The sequence below is a fragment of the Streptomyces sp. NPDC096132 genome (genome assembly GCF_044763345.1).
Lineage (GTDB): Bacteria > Actinomycetota > Actinomycetes > Streptomycetales > Streptomycetaceae > Streptomyces.
In genome coordinates this window covers 147529-160089 of the sequence record NZ_JBIWGA010000023.1, presented here as the reverse complement: position 1 = coordinate 160089, position 12561 = coordinate 147529, and the positions used below count along the sequence as shown (strand labels likewise).

At 72.1% G+C, this 12561-nt stretch carries 6 protein-coding genes; 2 read left to right on the top strand and 4 right to left on the bottom strand.

Translation table 11 applies throughout. From position 1 onward, the window contains the following. Positions 1–311 precede the first annotated feature (311 nt). Both ACIRF9_RS39745 and ACIRF9_RS39740 read left to right on the top strand, forming a co-directional pair. Positions 312–2639 (top strand): hypothetical protein, encoded by a 2328-nt coding sequence (locus tag ACIRF9_RS39745; RefSeq protein ID WP_403832750.1) that lies wholly within the window; start codon positions 312–314, stop codon positions 2637–2639. A 170-nt stretch (positions 2640–2809) separates the two neighbouring features. After that, complete coding sequence (locus tag ACIRF9_RS39740) at positions 2810–5656, top strand: AfsR/SARP family transcriptional regulator (RefSeq protein ID WP_403832747.1); 2847 nt, start codon at positions 2810–2812, stop codon at positions 5654–5656. Between the two features lie 105 nt (positions 5657–5761). On the opposite strand, the gene ACIRF9_RS39735 is transcribed toward ACIRF9_RS39740, so the two are convergent. From ACIRF9_RS39735 to ACIRF9_RS39720, 4 genes are all read right to left on the bottom strand, one after another. Continuing rightward, positions 5762–6100, bottom strand: coding sequence for a hypothetical protein (locus ACIRF9_RS39735; protein ID WP_403832744.1), 339 nt, complete (start codon positions 6098–6100; stop codon positions 5762–5764). Between the two features lie 128 nt (positions 6101–6228). Beyond that, positions 6229–9255, bottom strand: a complete 3027-nt coding sequence (locus ACIRF9_RS39730) for an alpha-mannosidase (protein WP_403832741.1) — start codon at positions 9253–9255, stop codon at positions 6229–6231. 30 nt (positions 9256–9285) lie between these two features. Further along, positions 9286–11304, bottom strand: a complete 2019-nt coding sequence (locus ACIRF9_RS39725) for an endo-beta-N-acetylglucosaminidase (protein WP_403832738.1) — start codon at positions 11302–11304, stop codon at positions 9286–9288. Continuing rightward, positions 11301–12545 (bottom strand): glycosyl hydrolase, encoded by a 1245-nt coding sequence (locus ACIRF9_RS39720; RefSeq protein ID WP_403832761.1) that lies wholly within the window; start codon positions 12543–12545, stop codon positions 11301–11303. The genes ACIRF9_RS39725 and ACIRF9_RS39720 overlap by 4 nt, the downstream gene beginning before the upstream one ends. Positions 12546–12561 lie beyond the last annotated feature (16 nt).

The window sequence follows — 12561 nt, the reverse complement described above, 5'->3', positions numbered from 1 at the left end:
GGTGCGGCGGTGGGGGTACCTCCCGCTCGAGCGAAGCCGAGAGTGGGGGAGCGTGCCGGGCGCCGTGGGTGCTGTGCGGGACTTTCACAACACCCCCTAGGCCCGCTTCCCTGCCCATCGGTCCCAACTGGCCTTGCGGAAGGTGTGGTTGTTGTGCGCCATACCTGTGTATCTCCTGTGCGTGACGGGGGGTCCGGGACTATGGTGCCGGAAGAGGCGGTGGCAGCAACGGGGGCCATGCACCGCCCTCTTTCCCTTTTCTCGCCCTGTGTACCGGGGTTGACATCCCGCCCCCACGAGGGACACACACCATGCTTTCTGCGATACGTCTGCGCGGCTGGTTAAGACTTCGTACGGCGGCCGTCGCGCTCGGCGCGACCGTCCTGGTCGCCGGTCCGCTGCCCGGTCTGCCCGACGCGGCCGAGGCGGCGCCGGGGCCGATGCTGGGCCGCTGTATGGACAAGTACGGCACGAGCCCGACGCCGCCGCCGGCCTACAAACTGCCCGGCTACAAGCCCGCCGGTGCGAACCAGTGGAAGACGCCGAACGCCGAGGACCGCTTCTACGGCTACGACCACCTCGCCAAGGGCTTCGAAGCCCTCACCGATCCGGACCTGATCGACCTTCCCCAGGGCGACAACCCCAAGAAGTACGCGTGGGGCACGCCCGAGAACGCCGTGGCCACCTGGAAGGAGAAGCAGGCCGGCAACAAACCCTACGAGGGTTCGTTCAACGAGTGGCTGAACAACATCTACTCCCGCAACGAGGGCAACAACAAGCGGGGCAACGCCTTCGAGTCCGAGGTCGTGAAGTACTTCAACCTCGGCGGGGTGGACTGGATCTGCCAGAAGAACCTCCGTGATCTCAACCCCACGCTGTACCGGGATCTGGAGCGGACGCTCGGCCGGGACGTGATGAAGGACGGCCGGGTCTTCGACGCGGTCAACCAGCGCACGCGTACCGTCTACGAGATCAAGTCCGGGGTCGGGTACGACGCCCGGCAGTTGAAGATCGACGCCGAGCTGGTGCGCCGGGGCTGGAAGGTCGTCTACATCAACGGGCAGGAGCCCGACGCGAAGACGGTCGAGAAGTACAAGGCCGCCGGCGTGCGGTACTACCGGCACGCGGCCACACCGAACCCGCGCTTCAGCGTCGGCACGTACACCCCGCGCGACACCCAGCTGATGACGCCGAACCCGAACCGGCCCTCCTTCGGGTCCGGCGGAGACATGGCCCGCAGGTCCGCGCCCACCCCGGAGGACGCCCGCCGTCAGATCGAGCGGGCCCGCGGTCTGATCCAGCAGCCGGGCAACGGTCTGCGCAGCCCCGGCGGTGTCGACTTCTCCACCCTCGACATCTCCTACATCGGGCAGACCAGCACCGGGAACGTCTCCTACGCCTTCAGCGCGAAGAACACCGACGACGAGACCGCGCCCGGCTACGGCGGCAAGGAGAAGGCCCAGCTCATCTCGGACGCCTTCTTCACCTGGCTGGCGCTGACTCCCGATCACTTCTGGGTCAATCTCAACCCGGACGACCCGAACACGATCATGGAGGCGCCGTTCGACAAGACCGACGCCGGTCGCGTCCTCCTCGAGGCCGACATGGAGATGAAGCACGACTTCGGTCGCGCCGAGGACCCGAAGACCGAGGCCGGAAAGCGGTTCTGGGACGGGATCACCAGGGTCGACGGCAAGCCCTGCATGGGATCCACCCGCAACTGGATCGTCCCGAAGAAGGCCGAGGTCCGCATCGAGAACGACGGCGCGTACATCCTCAGCGCCCCGCTCGAGGTCAAGACCGTCGCCCAGGACTACAACACGCCCGGGCCCGGTGGCGGCATGCCCTGCACCCTGACCGAGGCGCAGACCGCCCACAACATGGCCGTCTACCGGCAGACGGTGCTGCCGGTGGTCGAGAAGCAGGTCAACGAGGACCCGAAATACGCCGATCTGCGCCGCGTCTACAAGGCCCGCATCGCCGCCGAGTACGTCCGCCAGACCGTCGCCCGGGACCCGAGGGCCTTCGGCGGCTCCTTCAGCAGGATCATCGACAGCGACCAGGTCAAGCGCTGGCCCCTGCGCGGCAAGAACGCCGGCTGGGACAAGACGACCGTCTGGAAGGAGATGAAGCGGTCGTACACCGAGGGCGACTTCAAGTACGAGATCCCCGTCGGCGGCGAGGTCTGGGTCTACACGGTCGGCGGCGTCGACCTGACCAAGCAGCCGCAGCAGAAGGTCAGCAAGGCTCAGTTCCAGTCCGAGAAGCCCAACCTGCCCTCCGTCACGAAGGGTTCGCGCAACGAGGCCCTCGGCTACCAGGCGACCGGCACCACGGTGATGGGCGGCGACAACAGCGGCCGGTCCGGCGGCGGCACGCCCGGGCCCACCCCGTCGGGCAGCCCGACCGGCGAGCCCACCGGCACACCGACCGGCACGCCGCCCTCCACCCAGACCCCGGGACCGGCACCGTCCGGCAACGGCGGCCACGGCACCACGCCCGCCGGGAGCGGTGACCAGGGCGGCAGTATGGCCGACACCGGCACCCAGGTGATGGTCGTCGCCGGGATCGCCGCCGCGCTCCTCGCCGTCGGCGGGGCGCTGGTCTGGATCAGGCGCAGGCGCTCCGTGAACGGCTGACCGACATTGCCTCGCTGAGGCACTGCGTACGACTCGGGCTCGTCGCGCCATGCGACGGGCCCGGTCTTCGTTTTTCGGTCAACCACTCGCGAATGCCGGGCGGTTGTGGAACCGCCCCGTCAGAGTTGTTCCAAAGGATCACCAGCAGGCGGCGTTCGGGACGGGATGCGGTGAAGACGCGGTTCGCAGTGCTCGGGGAGATCGAGGCGTGCGTGGACGGCAGGCCGGTGGACCTCGGGCATCTGCGGCAGCGGTCGGTGCTGGCCGCGCTGCTGGTGGACGTCGACCGGACCGTCCCGGTGGACCGGCTGGCCGACCGGGTCTGGGGCGATCGGCCGCCTCAGCGGTGGCGTCCCACGCTCTACAGCTACCTCTCCCGTCTGCGGCAGGCCCTGGAGTCGGCCGGGGACGGCGGGGCCGGGAACGACGGGGCCGCGATCCGCAGGGAGCCCGGCGGGTATCGACTCGCGGCCGAGGCCTCGGCCGTGGATCTGCACCGGTTCCGCGACCTCGTGGCGCGGGCGCGGGACACGGCGGTGGACGACGCGGCCGCCGCGCTGCTCGACCGGGCCCTTCGGCTGTGGCGCGGGCCCGCGTTCGGGAGCCTGGAGACGCCCTGGTTCAGCGAGTTGCGTGAGGCCCTCGGCCACGAGCGGTTCCTCGTGGAGCTGGACCGCAACGACCTCGCGCTGCGCCGCGGCCGTCACACCGAGGTGCTCGCCGATCTCTCCGCGCAGATCGCGGCGCACCCGCTGGACGAGCGACTGGCCGGTCAGCTGATGCTCGCCCTCCACCGTTCCGGCCGCTCGGCCGAGGCGCTGGGGCACTACCAGCGGACCCGCCGGATGCTCGCCGACGAGCTGGGCATCGATCCGGGGCCGCCACTGCGGCAACTGCACCAGCGGATCCTCACCGCCGACGCCTCCCTCGCCGGTCCGGACCGCCCGTCCGCGACGCCCCCTGCTCCCGCACCCCCTTCTCCCGCCCCCTCCTCCCCCGTCCCGCGTCAACTGCCCGCCTCGCCCGCTCTGTTCACCGGACGTGACGAGGAGTTGGAGCAGCTCACCAAGGCCGTCGCGGACGGGCCGGACGGTGCTGTCGCGGTCTCGGTGATCTGCGGGCCGGGCGGCGTCGGCAAGAGCTGGCTGGCAGCCCAGTGGGCCGGCCGGAACACGCACCGCTTCCCCGACGGGCAGCTGTACGTCGACCTGCACGGATTCGACCCCCGTACGCCGCCCTTGCCCGCCCATGTGGCCCTGCGCGGGTTCCTGGACGCCCTGGGCATCGCGCGTGACCGCGTTCCCACGGAGGTCGGGGCCCAGTCCGCCCTGTACCGGAGTCTGCTGGCGGACCGGCGCATGCTGATCGTCCTGGACGACGCCCGCGACGCCGACCAGGTGCGTCCGCTGCTGCCGGGCAGCCCGTCCTGCGCCGTCCTCGTCACCAGCCGCGGTCGGCTGACCGCGCTGGTCACGGCGCACGGGGCCCGTCCGCTGCGGGTGGACGTCCTCGGCGCGTCGGAGGCACACGCGCTGCTGGTGCGCCGCCTGGGTGCGGAGCGCGCCTCCGCGGAGCCCGAGGCCGTCGCCGCCCTGGTGGAGCACTGCGGCGGTCTGCCGCTGGCCCTCGGTGTGGTGGCCGCCCGTGCGGTGATGCACCCCGACTTCCGGCTCGCCGTCCTCGCCGAGGAACTCGTCCGGGCCGCCGACCGCCTCAGCGCGCTCGACCCCGGTGATCTGACGCTCAACGTGCGCGCGGTCTTCGCCTCCTCCCACCGGGCCCTCACCCCGTCGGCGGGCCGGCTCTTCTCCTTCCTGGGGCTGGTGCGGGGGCCGGACATCGGCCTCGCGGCGGCCGCGAGTCTGGCGGGTCTCTCCCCGGAGCGGGCCCGGGGGCTGCTGGCCGAGCTGGAGACCGCGCACATGCTGCGGCAGCACCGCCCCGGGCGGTACCGCATGCACGACCTGATCCGGCTGTACGCCGCCGAGCTCGCCGACGGCATCCCCGGTCATGAGGCCGCGCCCGCCCTGGACCGGCTGCTCGACCACTATCTGCACTCGGCCTTCGCCGCGAACCGGCTGCTGGACGGCCCGTACACCCCCTTCCGGCCCGAACCCGCGCCTCCGGCCGACGGCAGCCGTCCCGTGGTCCCGGCCGACACCGCGGCCGCGCTCCAGTGGTTCCACGACGAGCACGAGTGTCTGCTCGCGGCCCAGTCGCAGGCCGCCGGTCTCGGCCGCCACCGGGTCGTGTGGCAGCTGGCCTGGACGCTCATCTCGTACCACCTGCGCGGTCACCGTCTCCAGGAGTACGTCACCGTGTGGGAGGCCGGCCTGGCGGCGGCCGAGCACGAGGACGAGCGCCCCGAGGCCAGGATCCTGGCGCACTGGCGCCTGGGATTCGCGAGTGCCCGCAGCGGTGACCACGCGCAGGCGGAGGAGCGGCTGCGCCTCGCCCTCGACCTGGCCGAACGTGCCGGCGACCTCGCGGGTCAGGCGCACGTCCATCGCACCCTGGGGCGGGTCTGGGAGGAGAGGGGGGACAACGAACGCGCCCTGGACCACGCGAGGCACGCCCTGCGTCTGTACCGGAAGGGGGATCAGCCGTTCTGGCTGGCGAACCAGCTCAACGCGGTCGGCTGGATGCACGCCCGGCTCGGCCTCTATCCGCAGGCCCAGGCCCACTGCGAGCAGGCCCTCGCCCTCTTCCGCGCCAACGGCCTCCCGGACCACGGGGCGCCGGCCCTGGACAGCCTGGGCTACATCGCCCACCACACCGGCCGGCACCGTGCCGCCCTGGACCACTACGAGCAGGCCCTGGCCGTGTTCCGGGAGGTCGGCGACACCGCCAACGAGGCCGACACCCTCGTCAACGCCGGTGAGGCCCATCGGGCCCTGCGCCAGTACGAGGACGCGCGCCGGGCCTGGCGGCGGGCTCTGGAGATCTACCGGTCCCAGAACCGCGCCGCCGAGGCCGACCGCCTGCACGACCGCCTGCGGACGCTCGACACGCCATAGCCGGGCAGGCGCACCAGCCGTGGTGGCGCCGGGCGGGCCGCTTCCCCCGTGTCCCGCCCGGCACCACCGCATCCCGCATCCCCCGGTGCGGGCCCCCGTGGCCGGTCAGTACCAGGAGCTGCAGCCGCTGTTGCAGACGCGGACGTGGAACTTGGCGACGTCGCTGAAGCCTCCGCTGGTGCTGCCGCCACGCGAGGTGACGGTCTGCACGGAGCCGTCGTAGTAGATCTGCGCGTACACCCGGGACGAGGCGCCGCTCACCGAGAAGTCGCCCTCGTACAGCCCGCCGCCCTGCGCGTAGTAGTACTTGCAGACGTAGGCGGAGCCGCCTCCGGGTGCGCTCATGGTCTTGCAGCCGCCGGCCGCGTTGGCCGTGCCCGGCACGGCCAGGAGACCGACGGCCGCGGCACCGGCCGTCAGCAGCACGGAAAGCGTTCGCTTCATGGGGGGTTCCCTTCCTGACGCTGTCGCAGGAGTCCGGCGAGGGCCGAGTGCCTTCGCCGGACTCCACACTGGCGACCCGCCTTTGTGGGTACCTTGCCCAGACCTTGAATCGGCTGGTCAGCGCCGTTCTAGGCCCTGCGCAGGCGGAGCGTGACGAGCTGGAACGGGCGCAGGCGTACGGAGAGCCGGTTGCCCTCGGTCCGAGGTGCCGGGGTGTCGGTGAGGGGCCGTTCCAGCAGGTCGGTGACGGTGACGCCGGCGAGGTCGAAGCCCGCGGTGAGCGTGGCGTGGGCGCGGGCGCCGTGTGCCTCGTGGAAGCGGACCACCACGTCGCCGCTGCCGTCGTCGGCCAGTTTGACGGCCGTGACCACCACCTGGTCCCGGTCGACGCCGATCAGCGGGGCGACGTCCCGGGCGCCGCTCAGCGTGCGGGCGGGCAGGTTGATCCGCCACCCCTCGCGCACGGCGTCGCCGATCGTGGCGCCGGGCACCAGGGCGTGCCGGAAGCGGTGGATGCCCTGGTCGGTCTCGGGGTCGGGGAAGCGCGGGGCACGCAGGAGCGAGACCCGGAGGGTGGTGGTCGTTCCGCCGTCGCCGCCGGCCTCGTCGCGGACCGTGCGGGTGACGTCGTGGCCGTAGGTGGAGTCGTTGACGACCGCGACGCCCCAGCCAGGCTCCTCCAGGTGGACGAATCGGTGGTTGCAGGCCTCGAACCGGGCCGCCTCCCAGCTGGTGTTGGTGTGCGTGGGCCGGTGGAAGTGCCCGAACTGGGTCTCGGACGCGTACCGTTCGGCGTGCACGTCGAGCGGGAAGGCGAGCTTGAGGAACTTCTCCGTCTCGTGCCAGTCGACCTCCGTGTCGATGACCAGCCGCCGCTCCCCCGGTGGCAGCGACAGCACCTGGACGGCGCGCGACGCGCCGAAGGACCGTACGATCCGCACCGACACGCCGTCCTCACCCGCGGTGATCTCATCGGCGTCGGTGAGGTCGGTGACCGTGTTGCGGTAGAACTCGTCGACGTCCCAGGCGTCCCACATGTTGGGGAAGTCGGGGTGGAGCTGCAGGAGGTTGGCGGTGCGGCCGGGGGCGACGCTCTCCCGGTCGGCCTCGATGTCGTAGGCCGAGACCACCAGTCCGCGGGCGTCGATCGCGACTCGGAGCAGGCCGTTGTCGAGGAGGTGTCCGCCGTCCGGGCGGCCGGTGACGGTGGTACGGCCTTGGACGGCGGCGGTGGTGGCGCCGCCCGCGGGGACTCCGTGGCGGGTGTGCGGGGCCGGGTTGAAGACGAGTGGCGTGGTGCCCTCGCCGGCCAGGGAGCGCTGGGCCGCCTCGATGATCGCGGTCAGTTCTCCGGCCAGTCGGGCGTAGGTCGCCCGGGCCTCGCGGTGCACCCAGGCGATGGAGGAGCCGGGCAGGATGTCGTGGAACTGGTGGAGCAGAACCGTCTTCCAGATGCGGTCCAACTCCTCGTACGGGTAGGGAAATCCGGTGCGTACGGCGGCCGTGGCGGCCCACAGTTCGGCCTCGCGCAGGAGGTGTTCGCTGCGGCGGTTGCCCTGTTTGGTGCCGGCCTGGCTGGTGAGGGTGGCGCGGTGCAGTTCGAGGTACAACTCGCCCACCCAGACCGGCGGTTCGGGGTGTTCGGCGGCGGCCTTGGTGAAGAAGTCCGCGGGGGTCTCCCAGGTGACGGTCGCGGAGCCTTCGAGGTCGCGCAGCCGGGCCGCCTTCGCGATCATCTCGCGGGTCGTGCCGCCTCCGCCGTCGCCCCATCCGGTGGGGGCGAGGGAGTGGCGGGCGACGCCCTTGTCCTTGAAGTTGCGTGCCGCGTGGGCGATCTCGCTGCCCCGCATGGAGCAGTTGTAGGTGTCCACCGGCGGGAAGTGGGTGAAGATCCGGGTGCCGTCGATGCCCTCCCAACGGAAGGTGTGGTGCGGGAACTTGTTCGTCTGCGACCAGGAGATCTTCTGGGTCAGCAGGTACCGGGAGCCGGCCGCCTTGATGATCTGTGGGAGGCCGGCGGCGAATCCGAAGGTGTCGGGCAGCCAGGCCTCGTCGTTCTCGATGCCGAACTCGTCGAGGAAGAACCTTTTGCCGTGCACGAACTGACGGGCCATCGCCTCCGAGCCCGGCATGTTGGTGTCCGACTCCACCCACATGCCGCCGGCCGGCACGAAGCGTCCGTCCGCCACCGCCTTCTTCACCCGCGCCCACACCTCGGGCCGGTGCTCCTTCACCCACGCCCACTGCTGGGCCTGGGACATGGCGAAGACGAACTCGGGCTCGTCGTCGAGGAGTGCCGTCATGTTCGAGGTCGTACGGGCGACCTTGCGGACCGTCTCGCGCAGTGGCCACAGCCACGCCGAGTCGATGTGCGCGTGGCCGACGGCGCTGATGCGGTGGGCGGAGGGCGTGGCGGGTGCCGACAGGACCCCGGTCAGACGTGCACGGGCCTCGGCCGCGGTGCCGCCCACGTCCTGGAGGTCCACGGCGTCGAGCGCCCGTTCCACCGCCCGCAGGATCTCCCAGCGCCGGGCCGACTCCACGGGCAGCTCGGCCATCAGCTCGCCCAGCACCTCCAGGTCGATCACCAGCTGCCACACCGTCTCGTCGAAGACGGCGAGGTCCATGCGGGTGAGGGTGTACTGCGGTTCGCTTCCGGCGGTGTCCTTGTCGCCCAGCCGCGTGGGCAGGAAGGGGTGGTAGTCGAGGATGACGGGGTTGGAGGCGGCCTCGACGTGCAGGCGCACCTCCTCGCCCCCCGCGACGGGTGCGCCGACGCGCACCCACTGGTTGCGTGGATTCAGGCCCTTCACCGGGGTGCCGTCGGGCCGGTAGACCAGGCCCTCGCACTGGAAGCCGGGCATGTTCTCGTCGAAGCCGAGGTCGAGCAGCGCCTCGACGGTCCGGCCGGCCCATGTCTCGGGAACCGTCCCGGTGACGCGGAACCAGCTGGTCCCCCAGGGAGCACCCCAGCGGGCACCCACCGCGATCGGCTCGGGCTCGGCCGCCAGTCCTTCGGCCACCGGTACCGGTTCGCCGGGCGCGTGCCACACCGCCACGTCGAGCGGCACGGACTCGGGGTACACGGCGGGGCGGATGCGCTCGTCGAGGACGCGCCGTAGACGGCCTTCGATCAGGCTGCGGTCGTCATGCATGCGGGGCACTCCAAAGCTGGGCGGGACGGTTTACCAGGTGTGGGTCAGGGTGACGGGGTCCGACGCTGTGTAGAGCTCCCCTACCGCACGCAGTTCGAACCGTGCCGCCGCCTCACCCTGCTCCGGCGCCAGTCCGCCGACGAAGAAGGCCGTCTGACAGGTGCCGCCGAGGAAGCGCCGGGTGCCGTCGGGCAGGACGCGGTGCAGCGTGTACTGGCGTACGTCGACGGCGGGGGCGTTCCAGGCGAGGCGCAGATCGCCTCCGGAGGCGGCCGTGATCCGCGGGCCTAAGGGGGCGGCGGGGGTGCGCGGCTCGTCGCGGACGGCGAGCGCGCCGAGCCGCCAGCTCACCGCGCCGTCGCCGCCGGCGAGCCGGACACCGAGCGCGTGGACGGTCCCGGACAGGCCGGAGAGCCGTACCGCCGAGGTCCGCCAGCCGTCGCCGCTCCCCACCGGCAGAAAGGTGTACGGCGGTGTCGTCCCCGGTGTGTCCGGCTCGGCGGTGGCCACGGCCAGTTCGACGCTCACGCTTCCGGAGTCGGTGCGATGGGTCAGCTCGACCACCGTGTCGGCGCCGATCGGAAGCCGGGTCGCGTAGAGGTCCAGTACGGCCGGCTCGTCCAGGGCGCCCGACACCAGCACGCTGCTGCCGCCGCGCCAGGCGTCCGCGAAGTCGAAGGCGACGGCGGGCCGTGTCCCCTCGGTGTGGACCGCCCACTGCCGGGAGGGCAGCCGGTCCTGGAGCCCGAGGTGGTTCCACGGGGTCTGGGACGTGACCGTGCCGTCCTCGTACCAGCGCAGCCCGTGTCCGGTGTTGAAGACGCTCGCGAACGGCAGCTCGGTCGCCGTGGAGCGGTCCGCCACCGACACGGCGGGCGCCCGCCAGGTGTCCGTGCCGTCCGGGCGGGAGGGGTCGAGCGAGCGTCCGGTCCAGAACCGGTCGTCGGCCGCGTGGAAGTCGGCCGGTGCCCTGCCGCCCGAGGGAAGGTGGTTGCGGGTCCACTCGGGCCGGTAGAGGCCCAGCGAGGCGACGTGCGCCTTGTTCGTGGGCACGATCGCGTCCCAGTTGACGGACCTGTTCGAGCCGCTCGCCTCCACGTCGACGCCGGCCCACAACTCGTAGCGACTGCGGCCGAGTTGCTCTGCCCGCGTCCCGGAGGACGCGAGGGTGCTCGCCGACCAGCGGAAGTCCACGAACATGTCGTCGGCGGTCCGGAAGAACGCCTGGTTCTGGGTGTTGAGCGCGCCCTGCCAGCTCACCGTGCCGTTCACGGTCATCGCGTCGTACCAGGTCACCCGTTGTCCCCGGGCCGCGGCGAGGGTCTTCAGCTCGGTGAGGAAACCCAGCATGTCGGTGCCCAGGGCGGTGTTGCCGCCGCCGGTCTCGGCGTTGACGAACCAGCCGTCGAAGCCGTGGGCGGCGGCCACCGTGACGAGTTGGGCGGCGAGCGGGTAGTGACCGCTCGCGTCCTTCTGGACCAGGTCGCGGGTCCACTGGAGCTGTCCGCCGTAGGCGACGGGCGGCAGGAAGATGTTGCCGAGGACGGGGACGCCGTGCCGGTGGGCGGCGTCGACGATCGGGGCGTTCGGGGCGAGGATCAGTCCCTCGCCGGACGAGCCGCCCCAGAAGACCAGTTCGTCGATGTAGGCCCAGTGGGCGAAGGCGTAGTAGTCGGCGGTGGCGGCTCCCTGGGAGGGGTTGAGGGAGGTGGGGCCGAAGGAGACCAGGGACTGGATGCGGGCCTGGCCCGAGCGGGCGGTGGCGTTCGCCGGGGTCGGGGTGAAGCGGGGTGCGAGCGGTACGGACGCCGCGTTGAAGGCGAGGTCGGCGTCGTCGGCGGCGGTCCAGTTCTTCAGGCTGCGCCAGGTGATGCCGCTGCCGGGGGTGCCCGAGGGCAGGGAGTCGGGGTACCAGTAGGCGGCGTACGGCTGGAGCGTCGCGGCGGCCCGCGGGCCGGCCGGCGTGTCCGCGGCGGTCGCGGTCCGGGTGGGCAGCAGGGCGGCCGCGCCGGCGGCGAGCAGGACGGTGCGTCTGGTGGGGGGGTTCACGAGCGGGTGCCTCCTTGTGGGGTGGGGAGTACCTGATCGGGGGTGACGGTCTCGGTGATGCCGCGCCGGGTGAGGTGGTCCTTGTCGTCGGCGTGGGTGTCGAGGACGGTGGTGGGGCGGGCGCCGTCCGTGGTGAGCCGGAAGAAGGCGTCGTAGACGGGTCCGCCGGGGGCGCAGCGCGAGCGGACGGACGGGTCGGCGGGGACGACCAGCGCCGTGGAGCGGACCGCGGGGACCGTCCGCGGCTCCCGTGCCGCCCGCGCGAGTACCCGGGCGGTGTCCTTCGGGACTCGGGCGTTGGTCAACAGGCCCAGCGTGTACTCCAGTTCGGGAAAGTCGGCGAGCCCGCGGGACACGTCGTGGGAGCACCACCAGGTGATGCCCCACAGGTCGGGGCAGTCCAGGACGTTGCGCACGGTCGCCTCGGTGAAGGCGGCGGCGTGTTCGGGCGGGACGAGGGGCGCGGGCGCGCCGACCTCCTGGAGCCACACGGGCCGGTGCGGGTCCTCGGCCCAGGCCTTGCTGAGCTCGACGAGGTACGCGGCGTGGTGCTCGGCCGGGACGGAGGCCCGGCCGTGCCGCTGGGCGGTGCCGTTGAAGATCCAGGAGTGCACGGCGGTGACGGCGCCGCGCCGGGCGGCCTGCCCCGGGGTGAAGGGCTGGTCGTCCTGGTACCAGGTCGCGTCGTACTCGGCGTGCAGATGCAGCCGGCCGGGCGCGCCCCCCTCGCAGGCGGCGAGCATCCGCTCCAGCCAGGCGTCGATCCGGTCGGGGGTCGCCCGGTCGGGGTCGGGGTGCGGCCCGGCGGCGAACTGGTTGACCTCGTTGCCGAGGGTGATGCCGAGGAAGTTGGGGCGGTCGGCGAGGGCGGCGGCGAGGGTGCGCAGATAGGCGGCCTGGCCGTCGAGCACCCTCGGGTCGGTGAAGAGGTTGCGCCGGTGCCAGGTCCGGGTCCAGGCCGGCAGGAAGTCGAAGCTGCTGAGGTGTCCCTGCAGACCGTCCACGTTGACGTCGAGCCCGCGTTCGGCGGCCGCGTCCACCAGGTGCACCAGTTGGTCGACGGCCCGGGGGCGGATCAGCGTCCGGTTGGGCTGGAAGTACGGCCACAGCGGGAAGACCCGGATGTGGTCGAGGCCCAGGGCGGCGATCGAGTCGAGGTCGGCGCGTACGGAGTCGAGGTCGAAGTCGAGCCAGTGGTGGAACCATCCTTCGCTCGGGGTGTAGTTGACGCCGAAGCGCACGGCAGGAGGCATGCGG

Bases quoted from the DNA above. Each gene is read 5' to 3' on its own strand.
- ACIRF9_RS39735 (WP_403832744.1), bottom strand. From the start codon at position 6,100: ATGAAGCGAACGCTTTCCGTGCTGCTGACGGCCGGTGCCGCGGCCGTC.
- ACIRF9_RS39745 (WP_403832750.1), top strand. From the start codon at position 312: ATGCTTTCTGCGATACGTCTGCGCGGCTGGTTAAGACTTCGTACGGCG.
- ACIRF9_RS39730 (WP_403832741.1), bottom strand. From the start codon at position 9,255: ATGCATGACGACCGCAGCCTGATCGAAGGCCGTCTACGGCGCGTCCTC.